8 protein-coding genes are annotated in these 16,406 nt (G+C 62.7%); all 8 read right to left on the reverse strand.

The window, feature by feature from the left end; translation table 11 throughout:
- Positions 1 to 69 precede the first annotated feature (69 nt).
- The 8 genes from MHAR_RS06955 to MHAR_RS06990 all read right to left on the reverse strand — a co-directional run bounded on the left by MHAR_RS06955 (position 70) and on the right by MHAR_RS06990 (position 16,350).
- Complete coding sequence (locus MHAR_RS06955; RefSeq protein ID WP_014586903.1) at positions 70 to 453, reverse strand: DUF2149 domain-containing protein; 384 nt, start codon at positions 451 to 453, stop codon at positions 70 to 72.
- Positions 450 to 1,115 carry a MotA/TolQ/ExbB proton channel family protein gene (locus tag MHAR_RS06960; RefSeq protein ID WP_014586904.1) on the reverse strand — a complete coding sequence of 222 codons (666 nt, stop codon included), beginning with the start codon at positions 1,113 to 1,115 and terminating at the stop codon, positions 450 to 452. Before MHAR_RS06960 ends, MHAR_RS06955 begins: the two co-directional genes overlap by 4 nt.
- A complete protein-coding gene (locus MHAR_RS06965; protein WP_228369517.1) occupies positions 1,112 to 1,804 on the reverse strand; it encodes a DUF2162 domain-containing protein in 693 nt (230 codons plus the stop codon). The genes MHAR_RS06960 and MHAR_RS06965 overlap by 4 nt, the downstream gene beginning before the upstream one ends.
- Before the next feature lie 116 nt (positions 1,805 to 1,920).
- A complete protein-coding gene (locus tag MHAR_RS06970; RefSeq protein WP_143763331.1) occupies positions 1,921 to 6,486 on the reverse strand; it encodes a cobaltochelatase subunit CobN in 4,566 nt (1,521 codons plus the stop codon).
- Between the two features lie 4 nt (positions 6,487 to 6,490).
- Positions 6,491 to 8,017, reverse strand: a complete 1,527-nt coding sequence (locus MHAR_RS06975; protein WP_014586907.1) for an outer membrane protein assembly factor BamB family protein — start codon at positions 8,015 to 8,017, stop codon at positions 6,491 to 6,493.
- Complete coding sequence (locus MHAR_RS06980) at positions 8,014 to 9,240, reverse strand: PQQ-binding-like beta-propeller repeat protein (protein WP_014586908.1); 1,227 nt, start codon at positions 9,238 to 9,240, stop codon at positions 8,014 to 8,016. The genes MHAR_RS06975 and MHAR_RS06980 overlap by 4 nt, the downstream gene beginning before the upstream one ends.
- Positions 9,237 to 10,523, reverse strand: coding sequence for an outer membrane protein assembly factor BamB family protein (locus MHAR_RS06985; protein ID WP_014586909.1), 1,287 nt, complete (start codon positions 10,521 to 10,523; stop codon positions 9,237 to 9,239). The genes MHAR_RS06980 and MHAR_RS06985 overlap by 4 nt, the downstream gene beginning before the upstream one ends.
- A gap of 340 nt (positions 10,524 to 10,863) precedes the next feature.
- Complete coding sequence (locus tag MHAR_RS06990; protein ID WP_187287786.1) at positions 10,864 to 16,350, reverse strand: prenyltransferase/squalene oxidase repeat-containing protein; 5,487 nt, start codon at positions 16,348 to 16,350, stop codon at positions 10,864 to 10,866.
- Positions 16,351 to 16,406 lie beyond the last annotated feature (56 nt).

Genomic DNA, 16,406 nt, shown 5'->3' on the forward strand with positions numbered 1-16,406 from the left:
CGGAGGCCGCGGTCAACTCCTCCCAGGGACCCCGCCTCGGAGAAGCGTTTACGAGAGTTTCAATCTGCCCTAGGCCCCGGCGGTGGCGTTCTCCGGGACGTAGACGATCATCCCGTTCTCCAGGCGGTAGGCCGTCCCCATCCTCGTCCCCTGCCCCCCGGCGATCTTATCGGTCATGTTCAGGATCTGAATCTGGTCCATCTCCTTGATGATGATCTGCATGTTGGGGTCGCCGGGGTTTTTGACGATGGTGACGCTCGCCTCGGGGTTGAGGAGCTCCGGGATGTTGTAGGAGATGACCAGGGCGAGGAGAAGGGCGATGGCGAAGACCATGGCGGCGTCGAAGAGGTTGGCGACCCCGCTCAGGGGGTCGTCATCTTCGGCATCCTCCAGGACTCCGAGGCGGGGGCGGCCTCGCCTGCCGCCGCCTCCCATCCCTCCCGCCTCTCTCATCCCCCTGCCTCCCTCTCTCGGCTCCGGTCCCTTCTCTTTCTCTCCCCATGCAGGAGCTCCGCCGCGTATTCGAGGTCGCTCATGTCCTGGCGGTACCACCTGTTTTTGACCGTATAGACCCCGTAGCAGATCCCGCCGACGGCAAGGCCGATCACCGTCGTCGAGAAGGCGATGACGAGGCTATCGGCCATCTGCTGGATCTCCCCCCGGGAGAGGCTGATCAGGGCTGGCCCCATGGGGATGAGGGTCCCCATCAGCCCCAGCATCGGTCCCACCCGAACGCCGATCTTCACCGGCTCCAGGGCCTTCCCCATCCCCAGCTCCGCGTCCTGGAGGGCCTTCTCCAGCCTCGGGGCGGCGGGGTCGCCCCGGAGGGACCGGGCCTCCTCCCCCAGGGCCGCCAAGACCCGGGGGGTCCCCCGGTAGCCGGCCGTGAGGGAGGCGGCCTCCTCTTCCCGCCCCGAGAGCGCCATCTTCGAGGCCTCAGCGCAGATCCCCTCCAGCTCCTGGAGGTCTCTCCTCCGGGAGGTGTACTCGGATATGAGGGAGCCCAGGAGGGCGAGGGACCATCCGAAGAGGAGGAGGAGCGCCAGGATGACGGGGTAGAGGAGGGCGGTCGAGAAGACGAAGAGGAGGTTTACGACCTCTAAGTAGACGGTCACCGGAAGACCCCCATCCTCCTCCCGACGAAGCCGAGGCCGACCAGTCCGAGGATGAATAGGTAGGAGGGGATGAGGTCCGAGGCGGGGATGGGGATGGGGACGAAGGGGGTCGACGCGGCCTTGAGGTAGGCGGGGATGAGAAGGATCGATAGGAGGTAGAAGAGGCCGACGAAGATCATGGCGTTCCCCAGGGCCGAGGGGGCCCTCCCCGCCCTTCCGAAGGTGGCGGAGAGGATCGCGATGGAGATGAAGAAGATGAGGCCGACGACCGCCCCCACCTTCCAGCCGGGGACGTCCAGGAGGCCAGCGAGGGCGCTGCAGGAGAGGAAGGTGGCGGCAAGGCAGGCAGGGCACGGGACGGAGAGGACCCAGAAGGTCTTTCGGGAGAGGTCGCGGCCGCGGCGGTTCCACTCCCGGGCGGTGGAGACCCCCACCGCCACCAGAAGGAGGGAGATGCCCAGGTGCATCGCGACCCCCATGCCCATGATCGAGGTGATGGCGGCTTCAGGGACGAGGCCGACTGCGAGGCCCATCACCAGGGAGAGGGCCAGGTAAGACGCTCCGATGGAGAGGGTCTCCTTCCGGCTGAGGCTGGCGAGGCCGCACCCCAGGCTGACCTTCAGAGCGAATACAATGATCCCCATCAGAACACCAGAAGCGGCAAGCCACGGGTAATCCAAGACTTTCACCTACTACACTAGATTGGACTAAAGTCAAGTTTACAGGATATAACATTTGCGCAAGCCAGCCTGTCTGAGAGAAAGATAGCTTTGTTTCTCCGGGGAGGGGGGAGGTGAGGGGGCCCTCACCACCTCCTCAGAAACCCCGCCCCCACCGCCAGGAGGATGAAGAGGACGAGGATGATCCCCATCAGCGGGGCCGCCGATCGCGATGGGAGAGGGCTCTCCTCAGCCAACTCCTCCATGACTAAGCCGCTGACGTCATCCTGCACCGATCCGGCCGCCTCGCCCGCCGGGACCAGCTCTTCGAGGATCTCTGTCCCGACGCTCGGCGGGCGGGTGGCGTTCGCCGCCCCTGGAGCTTCGGCACGAGGATAGGGGTGCCTGCTGGAACCGCCGCCCTTGCTCGCGCTATCGCGGGTAGCCTCCGTCTGCTCAGTTCCGGTGAGGACCCCCTCCAGGTACTCTCGGAGGAGGATGTTTCCGCAGGTGTGGTGGCAGCAGGTGACGCCGAACTCGGTCTCCGACTCCTCGAACTCCTCGGCCAGCTTTTTTTTCATCTCCTCGGTGGGGTGCCAGTATCCTTTCCTCGAAGCCTCCAGCATCCTCGCCGTGACGACCTGGTATGCGTAGGGGTTCTTCTCGTCGAAGAACTCCCGGAGGCCCATATCGTACTTGTCCTTGACGTAAACGTCGTAGGCCTCGTTCCACATCGTCTCCGTTACCAGGTCGGGGACGGTGACGTCCCATCCCCAGAGGTGCTCGACGAACTTGTCCATCTCCCTTCCTCCGGAGTACCCCTCCCCTTTCATCCCCTCGATCCATTTGGGGTTGTAGTAGCGGGACCGGAGCTCCCTTGTAAAGAAGCTCTTGAGGGGCTCCGCCTTTCCGGCAGCCCCTCTGGCCCGAGCGTCGGTGACGTAGAGGTTGGGGGCAACGCCGGTGACGGTCCTGACGGCCATGGAGATCCCGCCCAGGTACTGGTAGACGTCGTCGTTGTCGATGAAGCCGTAGAGGTTCGAGTTGGTGTGGTGGGCCGCCGCCTCCACCTCGGCGAGGTTTCGGCGGTATACCTCGGTCTGGACTGCTGCGTAGTCCTTGCCGGAGGGGGTTCTGCTCCCCCAGACCCCATCGCCGTAGATGTAGGACATCCTGTCGATGAAGAGGTCGCCGAGCTTCGAATCGTTCTCCCAGGTGTCGCTTGCGGATACGGGGCTATCGAGGTTCGGGCCGTAGGTCCCGGCGGCCTCAAGGAAGATCCTGCTGGCGGCGAGGAATTCGGCATCCTCCTCGGAGTAGTTTCCCGTCGCCAGAAGCTCCGACCTGATCTCCTCGGAGTTCTCCCTCACGTAGTTGGGATAGTCGGTCGCCGAGTCGTTTGCTGCAAGGCGGATCGCCCGATCGATGAGCTGGAGCTTCTCGGGGAAGAGGTCCCGGTGGAGCCCCGAGGGGACGACCACCACGTCGATCCGGGGCCTTCCGAGCTCGGACGAGGGGGTCAGCCGGACGTCGGAGACGCCGCCGTAGGAGTCCCAGACCGGCTCCGCCCCCACCAGCCTCAGGATCTCCGCCTCGACGACGCCGTGGTCTGTCGTCGCCCAGGCCCAGAGGACGATGGCGAGCTTCCTCGGGTAGGTCCCGTTCTCCTCGGCCCGATAGACCTCGATCAGATCCTCGGCCAGCTCCGACCCCACCTCCCAGGCTGCCGGCGTCGGGACCATCCTCGGGCTTATGGAGTGGAAGTTCCTCCCCGTCGGTAGGACGTTGGGATCTCTTATCGGATCGTCGGCCGGAGACGGCGGGGTGTACTCCGACTCCGAGGCGTTTATGAATCGCGGAACCTCCTCGACGGAGGCGTCGAGCCCCTCGGAGCGGGAGAGGGCGAGGGCGAGGAGGGCGGTCAGGTTCTCCGATCGGTTGGCTGTTCCAGCGCCCGGGCGGTTGGAGAAGACCTCCCCCTGGGCGAGATCGGGGCTCGTTTTATCGTCGATGACCGCCGCCAGGAGGGCCAGAGAGGCGTTATCGAGCTCCCGCTCCTTGTCGAGCCTCGAGGGGTTCGGGTAATCGTCGTAGGAGATCATGAGGGCGACCTCTCGCTTGTAGTCGTCGCCGAGCATCGATTGGACCATCTCCAGACGGGCCCCCCCCTCCGGAGGGGTCGCAAAGGTATGGAGGCCGTAGGGCATGAACTCCTTCTTCAGGTCGTAGAGGTAGTGCTCGAGCTCTTCGACGAAACCGTCGAAGGCCTCCGGATCTCTGGAGAGCTCGCTCAGGTTTTTATCCAGGTCCTCGTCCAGGTGCAGCTCCTCGCACCGGGCGATGATCTCCTCTTTGTAGAGGGCCTTCACCGAGGCGTTCTCGACCTGGTGGTAGTTGAAGGCGGTCTCGGCGAGGTGGGTGAAGTTGCCGTAGAGGCCGGAGGCGACTATCGGCGGCGTCAGGTGGGTTATAATCACCGCGTCCCCCCTCCTCTTCGCCTGGGACCCCTCGGCGATGTTGTCGACGATGTAGGGGTAGATCACGGGAAGGTCCTGGATCAGGATTCCCGGCCAGCACTGGTCGCGGGAAATCCCGCTCTCTTTGCCGGGGGTCCACTCCTGGGTGCCGTGTTTTCCGAGGTGGACGATGAAGTCGGCGTCGAAGCCCCTCCTCAGCCAGAGGTAGAAGGCGATGTACTGATGGTGGGGCGGTATGTCCTTATTGTGGTAGAGGATGGTGCTGTTCTGAAGCCACCCCCTCGTCGGCTGGGGGGCCAGGATGACGTTTCCGAAGGAGAGCTTGGGGATGACGAAGTAGCTCCCGGACTCGTTCTCGTAGACCATGATCTCCCCGGGGGGCGGGCCCCAGATCTCCGTCACCTCCCGCTGCTTTGCGGGGTCGATCTCGGAGAACCACTCCAGGTAATCGTCTGCCGGGATGAGGGTCGCGTTCCCCGCTCTGACCATCTTCTCCAGCTCTTCCGGCGCCCAGGTCCCGACGTTCGTTCCCTGGTGGGCCATCAGGTCGACGAGGTCCTGCTCATCGGGGACGGTCCCCTCCACCCGGTAGCCGGAGCCGTTCAGCCCCTGGAGGATCACCCGGAGGCTCCGGGGTACGTTGATGTAGGTCGCCCCCAGGTTGTCCTTTCCTCCGCCGTGGTTGTAGTAGATGATCGCCGCCTTCTTCTCAGAGTTCGGCCTTCGGCCGAGCTCTGCCCAGGCGATGGCCCGATCTGCCAGCCAATCGATCTGGCTCTGGACGGGATCGAAGGTTCCCTTCTCGGTCCTTCCCGCTATCATCATCGGCTCGATGACCGCGTCCATCTCGGGCATGGCGATCTTGAAGTATAGCTCCGCTGGGAACAGGCCGGTTTCGTTCCTCCACTCCTCCGGGGTCTGGTACCAGAGCTTCATGGCATTGAGGACGGGGACGTTCAGCTCCTTGAGAGCCTCGATCCCCTCCTCGGGGTCTCCATAGTTCAGCCTGAAGGGCTTGGTGAGGAGAACGGCATCAACGATCGTCGATCCGTTCAGGATGAAGAAGTCCTGGATGGTGGTGGTGTTCTCAAATCCGATGTCGATGACGTTGGCCCCCCTCGCCTCCAGAGCCCTGACGATGGCGGTTCTCATCGACGAGGTCACGGGGTCGCTCGCCAGGTTCATCACCCCTATCGTCGGAGCCAACTCGTCGTAACGGTGGCCGGAATGGCTCCGGTACCACTGGAGGTAGGAGGAGGTCTGGAGGAAGAGGTCCGGCGAGTCCGGATGGCTGATGTAGGCCCTGGGGGTCGGAACGGGTGCCCTCACCGGCACCTCCAGGCCTAAAAAGGCCCTTGCCAGGTACGAATAGAGCCCCTTCATGTTCTCGACTCCGCCATAGTTCCAGTACTCTTCGACCTCGGGATGGTCCTGGAGGTCGACATCTCCGAGGAGGCCGTCGTACCCCTCCGAGTGGATCGAGATGACGGGAACTCCCGCCTCCTTCGGCGCCTCCAGCAGGGGCAATAGCTTTCTTGCGCCGTCGCTTCCCACCATCTCCAGGAATATCAGGTCGTAGCCCGATAGGTTCGAGGGGGCGGTCTCCACGAAGGCGAGGGTGACGTTCAGGACGGCGTCCTTCGCCGATTCCTCGATCCCCGCGTGGTTCTCTGCGGCGATGAAGAGGGCCTCCGGCCTCTCCGTGAGGATCCTCGCTGTTATGTTCACCCTTGGGGATTCGCCGGGCAGAGCGTGCCGATCGCCAAGGAAGAAGGTGATTTCATCCCCCTCTTTGAGGAGGAATTGATCTGGGCCGACGACCGGGACGGGGTCCTGGGGATAGTTGACCACGTACCTCCAGGTTCTGTTCGCCGTCGCATCTGCGCCTCCCATCGACACCACTACGGGGCCGCGGATCGCCCAGAGGGACAAGTCCACCAGAAGCTCAAACCCGCCAGCTTCGGAGGCTCTGATGAGGGCTCCAAGGGCCGACCTTTCCGCGATCGAGGCATTGCCGCTTCCGCCTGATATGGGGATCTCCCCGCCGGCTAGGAGGAGCTCGCCCTCCCAGATCAGATCGGAGGGCTCATCTTTCGCCTCTCCCTCGGAGGGGCCCTGGCTGAGGTCTCCCAGGGCGGGGACGATCGTCATGAGGATGAGCAAAATAAGGGGGGAGATCCTCATCCAGGACCCCCCCCACCCCTCCGACCTTCTGCCGCGTCGGTGAGCGGACAAGCTTTCATCCCTCCCATCCCGTCGTCATCTCCACCCTGAAGAAATCCTGGGGGCTTCTGCTCCTATCTCCGAGGTAGAAGAGTACCCTGTCCCCCTCCTCCAGGGGAAAGCGGTCCGGCCCTTCGGAGGGCATCGGCTCCTCGGGATAGTTCACCCAGTAGATCCAGAACTCTCCCGCCCTCGCCTCGATGCCGTCGATTGATCTCACCAGAAGGCCGTAGTCGTCGACGTAAGAGCCGTCGAAGGTGATCTCAAACCCTCCCACCTCGGAGGCCTTCATCAGCGCCCCCAGGGCCGTCCTCTCATCGACCGCGCGGACGCTCCCATCCTCCGCCGCAGCGTTGAATCTCCCGTCGCCGAGGAGGACCTCCCCCTCGAAGATGACCTTTGAGCCCTCCTCCCCGAAGGCGTAGAGGCAGCCGTCGTCCGAGCCGATGTAGAGGACGCCGTCGGAGAAGGACGGCGATGACATCAGATAGGCTCCGGTCTCGTACCTCCAGACCTCCGAGCCGTCCGATCGATTGAGGGCGTAGACGACGCCTCGGTGAGATCCGAGATAGACCCGGTCTCCCGCGACGAGGGGCGAGGACCTGACGGAGCTATCGACCTCGGCGCTCCAGACGAGGGACCCGTCCGAGGCGTTGAGGCACGCGAGACGGCCATCGTCGGTCCCTATGTAGACCCGGCCGGAGGAGATGGCCGGAGACGACGTGGTTCCCTTGAGGGGCGCGACCCAGACCTCTTCGCCGGTGGAGGCGTCCAAAGCGCGGAGATCCTCCCTCGTGGCGAAGTAGGCTCTGCCCCCTCCGATCCCTGGCGTCGTGGTTATGGGTCCGTTCGTCGGAGCCCTCCAGAGGATCTCAAAAGAGGAGGTGTCGATACAATATAGGGCGGGGTCCCCTCCCGCAAAGTAGACCCTCCCCTCCTCGGCGGCAGGGGACGTATAGGGATCGATCTTGCCGGTTGAAATGTTCCAGAGCTCATCACCTTCGAGGTCCAGGACGTGGAGGGTCCCATCGGAGAAGGTGGAGACAAATACCAACTCCCCGATCACCAGGGGCGACGAAGCTACCCCCCACCACTGAGGGTCCCTCTCGACCGTCCGATTCCAGACGGTCTCGCCGGTTTCAGCGTCCAGACAGTATAGATCTCCGTACCAGGAGCCGGCGAAGACGAGGCCGCGGGAGACGGCGGGGGTCGAAGCTCCCCCCTTCCCACCCAGGGGATTCCGCCAGAGGACCGACCCGTCCCTGGCGTCGAGGCAGCCGAGGGCCTGCTCTCCCTGGTAGGACATGTCAGGCCAGGACGAGACGTAGACCCTCTCCCCAGATATTGAAGCGCTCCCTCCAACGTAGCCCTTGGCCGTCACCTTCTCCCTCCAGAGGAGCACGGGGGCGGCGGGGCCGTCCCCGCTGACGTTCCCGGTCCTCTGGGCGTCGCCGCGGAAGGTCAGATGGTCCCCGAAGGCCGGCGAGATCGCTGAGGCGAGGATGAGGCCCATCATCAGGGCCAGGGCGAGCCGTCGGATCACTGGAGATCCTCCTCTTCTCCCGCCCCGCCGAAGGCGTAGACCCTTCCCTTCCCTACGGTGAAGACCATCCTGTCGGCGACGGCCGGCGAGGACCCGCCGCCGGGATGGCTCCAGACCACTTTGCCGGTGGCGGCGTCGAGGGCGACGGTTCCGCCGAAGTCGTCGAAGTCGGGCCGTCCGACGAAGACGAGGCCGTCGGCATAGGCCATGGAGCACCTCCAGTCACCGATCTTCTCCGCCTCGTCCGTCTCCCAGACCAGCTCGCCGGTGGCAGCTTCGAAGGCGTAGGTCTTGGAGCTGCTGAATCCCTCCACCCCTCCGCAGACGTAGACCTTCCCTTCGGCCAGAGTGGGGGTCGAGTCCGTCGGCGAGATCTCCCTCCTCCAGAGGAGCGAACCATCCGATAAGGAGAGGGCGAGGAGGTCGCCGTTCCCGTTGAAGTTGTAGGTGGTCATGTAGACGGTGCCGTCGTGGACAGCCGCAGATCCGCAGGGAGAGTTCTCCGTCTGGATAGACCAGATCTCGGAGCCTTCTTCAAGGTCGGCGCAGTAGATCTTGCCTCCAAGCCCCCACTCCCAGGCCCCGAAGACGACTCTGCCGTCGGCTATGGCAGGGGTGGACTGGGCAGCTCCCTCCACGGTGAAGTTCCAGATCTCTCTTTCGGAGGCCTCCTCGAGGCAGCGATAGTGGTGGCCGTCCCAGTCGCTGGCGATGACCTTCCCGTCTTCCACGGCCGGGCTTCCGTCCACAGCGCCCCTTCCTGAAGGCGGGGCGAAGCTCCAGATCTCCTCGCCGGTGGTGGCGTTTAGACACTTGGTCTCCATCCCCGAGAAGTAGAGCCTGCCGTCGGAGTAGACGGGGGTGAACCAGGAGCAACAGACGTCCCCGTTCCTCTCGAAGGGCGCGGCCCAGATGGTCTCCCCCGTTCCCTGGTCCAGGGCGACGATCTCGTCTACGCAGTTGACGAAGACCAGGCCCTCGGCGACGCTGACGGAAGATCCGGCCTGGGCGCCGATCTCCCTCGTCCAGAGGGTGTGGTTTGTCCTCGGCGCAGAAGATGAAGATGCACCTCGATGCTGGGGGTCGAGGTGGAACTGGTGCCAAGCGGCACCATCGCTTCCCTCCGGATCGAGATCGATCGATTCATCGCTGAGGGCGGGCCCGGTCAAGGCCGAAAAGATCAGGATTATTACGACGGATTCCAAGACGAGATTAAATTTCATGAGGTAGATCCTCCTGTGGGTTCTATCTTTATGGTCGAATTTTCCGAAGGGTCGGCCTGGGGATCGGAGAGGCAGTAGAGGATTCCCTTCTCGGTCCCGAAGTAGACCCGCCCCTCCGAGACCGCGGCTCCGGCGAGGATGTATCCGTCATCCTGCGGGTCGAACCTCCAGAGGAGCCGAGGCTCGGAGCCGCCGTCCTCGATGCAGTAGATTGAGCCGTTGACCCTGGCGGCGGTGAAGACGATCCGGGGAGATTCTCCGGCCGCAGAGATCACCGGCGAGGACTTCACCCCCGCCTCGACGGGGTAAGACCAGATCAGATCGCCGGTGGAGTCGTCGAGGCAGGTCAGAGCCCCGGGATACCCGTGCTCGCCGACGCCGAGGTAAACCCTGCCGTCGTAGACGGCCGGAGTTGAGGTGCTGAAACCGACGGAGGAGCTCCAGCCGAGGTTCTCGAAGGTCCCATCCTCCTCGTCGAAGCCGACCTTCCAGGCGTAGCCCCTCTTGGCCGAGAACTCAGATGTCGTATAGACAGAGCCGTCTTTGTAAGAGACCGAAGCCCGGATGCGGCCGGGATCTGACGCCGCAAACCCGATCCTCGATCCGTCGGAGAGGTTCAGGATGTCAGAAAGGTCGCCGGTCTTCCTATCGACGCAGAGAAGGAGGCCGTCATTTGAGCCATATACGAGATAATCCCCGGCGACGGCGGCGCCGCACCCCATGTAGCCGGTGGTATCTCGCGAGAGGTTCCAGACCTCTTCTCCGTCCTCGTCGAGGCAGAAGTAGCGCTTCTCGCCCCGGCCGCGGCCGCTCCCCTCGCCGAGGTAGATCAGCCCATCGAAGCAAGTTATGGGGACCTCAAACCTCCTGTCGGTGAGGTGACGGGTCCAGACCTCTTCGCCTGTCTGAGCGTCGAAGGAGGCGAGGTCGCCGGAGTCCGTCGCCGCGAGGATCCTGCCTCCGGCGAGGGCAGGGGTGGAGGTCTGAAATACCCAGCCTTCCGTCTGAGCCTCCCACCGGAGGTCGCCGGTCTCACCGTCGAGGGACGAGAGGGTTCCGTCTCCGGCGAGGACGTATACAGAGCCGTCTGCTACGATGGGAGGGATGTCAACCCGGATGAGGTCGCAAGACCAGAGGATCCGCGGATCCTCCGGGACGGCGCTTTCAGCGAGCCCGGAGTTTATCGCATCCCCCTGGAACTGGGGCCAATCTACAGCCTCCGAGAGGAGGAGGGATGATATCAGAACTGATAGATAGAGGGCTGCTGTAACGACTTTTTTCATCTCGACTCGACCACCACGAAAGTTCAAAGGCTGATCCTCAAATCAATTTATTCTCACTTTAGGTAAGTAAACTTGATTTTAAGCCTTTCGATCGGTAGGAAAGGATCTGGGGAGAGATCTGAGAGATGGAGGGCCGGAGGACCGGGCTGCCGGCCCCAGGTCGGAGGTGCTGTGGCCGATCAGCGGGCACCCAAATTTTGGCGAGATCCCTCACCCCGAGGTCGGCGGCACGGTGGTCCAAACTCCAGCATACCCTTTCCTGGAAGCTTCTCGAACCTGTCAGAACCGGCTCGGCCTTTGATGATAGGCCAGCCTCTATCTCCTCCGCCCCGGCTTTGGCCTAGATCTCTCCCCCTCCCGCGGCCAAATTCAGCTGGCATATCTCCTCGCAGGTGAGGTTGTTTGAGTAGTCCATATACTGGAAGCCCCAGTCGGGCGGAGTCCAGATTGGTTGGGGAAGCTCGCCCTCAAACTCGGCGATCTCTATGACGGAGCTGGCGTATACCCGCGGCGTCCTGGAGCCGTCGACGGACCGCGCCTCCACCAGGGCCTGGTTGAAGAACCTCCCGCCCCGGAGGGCCTCGGCGCCGTAGACGATCGTCTCTGCCTCATACGGGCCGAGGTCTATCAGGGTCCAGGTGACGGCGTTGCCGTCGACGGAGGAGGGCTTTGGCGATGAGTCGAGGAACCTCATCGAATCCGGGAGGATGTCGGTGACCGCGGCCACCTTGGAATCCTCGCCGAGGTTCTGGATGGTGACGGTGTAGGTGACGACCCTCGGATCGTTCTCGTCCACCTCGCCAAGCTTCGTCGCTGTCACCGATGCATCGCCGTCCCAGCTCAGCCAGTCGGTCTCGATGGCGTCGAAGGCGGCGGCCGTGAGGACGTTGCCGTTGTACCCCGCCGAGGCCTCGAGCCTATTGACGATCTCATCGCCCCGGCAGTTGGAGACATCAAGCCAGAGGGTGATGCGGAGGACGCCGCCGAGCCCCAAGTTCAGGAAGGTCCACTCGGCGCTCTCGTTGGAGAGGCCAGTCGTCCGCTCCGAGGCGTTGACGAACCTGGCCCCCGGCGGGAAGAGGTCTCTAATCGCCAGGGGTCCGAGGGCCCGATTGCCGTCGTTTTTGAGGGTTATGTTGTACCGGGCAAAGATGGCGTCATCCGAATAGAAGATCTCCCCAGACTTCTCGGCCGAGAGGTGGGGTTCATCATACTCGAAGTCCCCGGCGAAGACCACCCTCCTCGCGATGGAGTAGTCGCCGGAGTAGAGGTCGTCGATATCCATCTCGACCTTTCGCCTCCCCAACGCAGTGCCGTTGCCCGTCTCGTTCTCTGAGTCCTTCTCCAACTCGTTGACCCTGGTGTCGATGGAGATGGCCCTGAACCGGCCCATCCCGGAGAACTCAGCCTCCGTGGCCACGTCCCCCAGCCCCCTCGCCACCGTCTCCTTATCGAGGCGGTCGAGGCTTGAGAACTCCTCTCCGATGAAGGTGGTTCTGTTCTCGCTCTCGTTCTTCGACCAGATTCCCTCCTTCCATTTGGCAGAGCTGTTGAAGAATAGACTCCCTCCGAGGTCCAGGCTCGTCGGCTGATGGGCGAGGTTGATATCCTTTGCCATGTAGTCGGTCGCCGCCTCGAGGATCTCGTCGGAGTCGTAGGCGCCGGAGCCGGACTCGTAGGACCTCTGCTGGTCACCGATCCTTTTATCCGCCGAGACCGACCCCGTTCCTGAGGCCGACTTCTCGTACTTGATGCTGGAGCCGTTGACCACCTGGTATACCTTGAAGCTCCCCGAGTAGGTCTCCTCGGACTCGAAGTCGGCGGGGCCGCCCTCGGCGGTCGGCTTCTGGAATATCCTGAAGCTTCCCATCCCTTCGAACTCCGACTCGGACTTCATCGATGTGCCCGTCTCGTCGAGCTTGAAGCGGGAGTCCCGGTCGATGGCCGTGGCGTACCGATAGGTCTCGCCCATGGTAGTGCCAGTGATCCGGTTATTTCCGCAAGCCGTCTCGGTCCATCTCGAGGAGTAGGTGAGGGAGCGGTTGTTGTAGAGGCCGATGCCGGTCGGGGCATAAGTCGCCGAGACGGCCTTCTCCATCTCGATGGACTTATCCTCGGTCTTCACCACCACCAGATCCTCGCTCTCGTAGCTCCCGCTCCCGTGCTCCCGGGTCGAGAGCTCGGTTCCCGGGTCGGTAACCTCGACATTCGCGCTGGCGGAAGCCTGGAGGGCGACGTCCGTGGTGTTGATCGCGGTGACGACGGCGACGTTATTGAGGTTGTGGTTCGGAGAGGTCGTCGAGTAATCGTTGGCGGCGTTGACGAACCCCTCGCCCCTCACGCTCTGCTCCATCTCGAACTTGAAATCCTGGATCTCGGGGACGAGCACCTCCAGGGTGATATCTTCAAAGTCACCTGGTTTGATCTCATCGAAGGTCCAGACGATATCACTGAAACGATCCCCCTCCTCGTATCCATCGATGGGCGCGGGATCTGCGGTGATGAACTCCACATCCCGGCTGAAGGCGTCTTTGACCGTCACTTCCTTCAGGCTTTCAACGGCGTAAATGTTGTAGACCTCTATCTTGTACTTGACCTTCTTTCCCCGCTCCACAGATTCTTTGTCGGCGGTTTTGGTCACTATGAGGGGATCGGCTATGCCCACAAAGACCCTGCTGCAGCCGAAAGCACCAATCTGGTCATCGTTTTCGTCGAGGGCCGCGACTTCAACGCAGTTTTCAAGAATGGCCGAAGGGGGCTTATCATTGACCTTCACCCTTAGATTTATCACCTCGCATCCGCCCGGTGGTATTTCATCTGGCAGGTTCCATTCCAGATGATCTCCGTCCGCCGAATTGGGCCAGGGATCTGCATACTCGAAGGAAGACTCCTCCGGAAGGTCGTCGGCGATTTGAACGTCCGTCAACGCATAGGGACAGTCGTTGCAGATCGTTATGGTGTAGTTGAGGATCTCGCCAGGGTTCGCCGAGTTGTTTTCGGCCTTCTTTGTCACAATCAGGTCGCTCTCGATCTCGCCGGTGGCGGTGATGATGTGATAGCCGCCCGGTGTCAGGTAGTACGTTCCGATGTAATCCGGCTTACTCGCCTTGACTTTGTACTCGCCCTTCCATGTTAGCGTGATGTTCGAAGTATTTCCGTCGGCCCCGGTGGTGTATGTCTTAGATCCGACGGTGACGGTGGCCCCTTTCTGGGGTACCGTCACCAGGTTCCAAGAGGCGTCGTACTCTTCAGATACGACCTTGATCTTGAATGGATCGCCGACTACTACCTCATCAGGAGGATGAAGACTGACGTCCATCGAATTTGTCATCCTGAGCGAGTTTACCGTGTATGGGGCGCTGACGCAGATCCAGTCCCCATCGGTCAGGAAATACTGGTCGAGGCCGACGCTTGGGGAAACTCCGTCGACGTAATAGACGGGCATCCCCCTACCGTCAAGATCGGTGACCGCGGGGCTTCCCATCCCCCAGGGATCGCCGATAGTGTAAGGGACGCCGGTCACCTCGAGAGCCCCCAGAGCCGTCGGGTTATCTATATCGTACCCATTCTTCTCAAAGCCGACGGAGCTCGCGAATACCTCTCCGCTGAAGATGGGATTTCCGTTCCCCAGGACGTGGATCGTTACCGTCTCTCCTTCGGCCTCCAGGCAGGTTATGATCTGATAGCCGCCGGGGGTCAGGTAGTAAGTTCCAACGTATCCAGGCTTATCGGCCCGGACCCTGTACTCGCCGGCCGTGGTGAACATTATCTCTGGCGTGTATCCGTCGGCACCGGTGGTGTAGGTCTCGGACCCGATGGTGACGGTGGCGCCTTGCTGGTGGACTGTGACCAGGTTCCAAGAGGCATCGTACTCTTCGGTCTCCACCTTAATCTTGAAGCGTTCTCCGACGACGACTTCGGTGGGAGCCGCCATCTCAAGGGGATATACGTCGTAGGGAGCTGCGATGGTGATCCAGTCCCCATCGCTGAGGAGATACTGGTCGAGCCCGACGGGGGCCTGCCCTCCATTCACGTAAAAGGAGGGGGCCCCAAACCCAGCGACGTCGGAGACGAAGAGCCCCCAGGCCCATTCTGATAAGGAATAAGGTACGCTCGTCAGATCCAGGGCGCCCATCGCCGTCGGGTTCTCGATCTCGTATCCGTCCTTCTCAAACCCGACGGCGGTGACTTCCACCTCGCCGCTGAAGAGGGGAGCGCCATTTCCGAGGACGTGGATGGTGACGGTCACAGGCTCGCTGCTTCGGCAGTTTATGATCTGGTACCCGCAGTTGAGGTAGATGGTATCGATGTATCCGTCCTTCTTGGCCTCGACCCTGTACTCTCCGGGCTCTTTGAAGGTGATCTCCGGGGTCTTCCCATCCTTATCGGTGGTGTAATCGGCGGAGGAGGTGTCGGACTTTACTGTGACAGTCGCTCCTTCCACCGGAGCTGATACGATGAGTCCTCTATCATCCAGATCCTCAGAGGCGACCTCTATGGTGAACGCCGTCCCTTCCAAGACATCTTCCGGCGCGGTGATTCGGAGGGGAAGAACGGTGATCGGAGCGCTTATGACGACGCACTCGTCCCCGGTCACGTCATGCTCGCCGATGGGGTCGTCTTCCCTCGCCCCGTCGACGAAGTAGATCGGGGCCCCATAACCCTCCAGGTCCGAGACGGCCGGCCTTCCCGATCCGTCGAGGTCGGCGAGGGAATAGATCAGCCCCGTCGCCTCGAGCGCCCCCAGGACGGTGGGGTTAGAGACCTCAAAGCCGTCCTTGGTGAAGCCCTCGCCCCCGATGGCGAGGTCCCGGCTGAAGAGGGGATAGCCGTCCCCGAGGACGGTGACGGTGGCGGTGGCGCCCTCCCCCACCTCGCCGGCCGCGGCGGCTATGGGGAGGCTTTCGCCCATCAGGGCGATGATGGAGTAGGAGGTCGCCTCGGCGAGGAACCCGGCCCCACCCTGGGAATCGGGCTTCCACCAGAAGACCCCGCTCTTCTGCTGGCAGCTCAGGAGGTGGGAGACGGGAGTCTCTCTTTCCTTCCCCCATTCGGCGGGGTTGACTCCGGCAGCGTTCGAGGCCATCATCGCCCAATAGTCGCTGATGGCGTTGGAGTCGGGGCTCATCCCCGAAGAGGGAAAGCCGCCGTCATCGTTCTGCTCGCGTCTGATGTACCCGAGGGCGTCCTGGATCCTCTGACCTGCGGGGTCCTCGCCCGCCGCCAGGAGGGCGGAAGCTCCGATCCCGGTGGTGTCGAGGTCGGGAGCCCCGCCGCCCCACCCCCAGCCTCCTGAGGAGTGCTGTTTGCTCTTGATGTAGGAGGCGAAGGCCTGGGCCTCCGCTGACCCGGCCTCGCCCGCCGCGGCCAGCCCGAGGAGGATGTAAGACTCGGAGAAGAGGTTCTCCCGGCCGTAAGGCGGCTTCGCCTTATCTTTAAGCCTCTCGACGTAGTCTATTCCCGCTACGTTCCGGGGGTCGCCTCCGCAGGCTTCGACCCCCATGACGTACCTGCCGATGCTCCCGCCGGATGCGTTCGCCTCGGGCAGGTTTGCGACGAGGTAGTCGAGGGGTGTCTTGCCGCCCTCCTTGGCGCGGCCCAGGTCGCCAGTGAGGGCGAGGGCCATGGCAGCATTGGCTGTAGGCATTAAGCTGCTCCTCGCGGCGTCCGGCTCGTTTCCGAATCCACCGTCCTCGTTCTGACAGGATAATAGGTAGCTGACGGCTTTTCTGATGGCTGGATCCTCCCCTCCCAGGGGGAAGTCCTGGGAAGCTCCCGCCCCGGCCAAGAAGAGGATGAGGATGAGGCCGAGCCCGAAAATTCTCAATTCCAGCCTCCCGGGGAGGATAGATCTGTATCCCTGATGCTTCAACTCCTTCACCC

The sequence above is a fragment of the Methanothrix harundinacea 6Ac genome (assembly GCF_000235565.1).
Lineage (GTDB): Archaea > Halobacteriota > Methanosarcinia > Methanotrichales > Methanotrichaceae > Methanocrinis > Methanocrinis harundinaceus.

Bases quoted from the DNA above. Each gene is read 5' to 3' on its own strand.
- MHAR_RS06955 (WP_014586903.1), bottom strand. From the start codon at position 453: ATGAGAGAGGCGGGAGGGATGGGAGGCGGCGGCAGGCGAGGCCGCCCC.
- MHAR_RS06985 (WP_014586909.1), bottom strand. From the start codon at position 10,523: ATGAAAAAAGTCGTTACAGCAGCCCTCTATCTATCAGTTCTGATATCA.
- MHAR_RS06980 (WP_014586908.1), bottom strand. From the start codon at position 9,240: ATGAAATTTAATCTCGTCTTGGAATCCGTCGTAATAATCCTGATCTTT.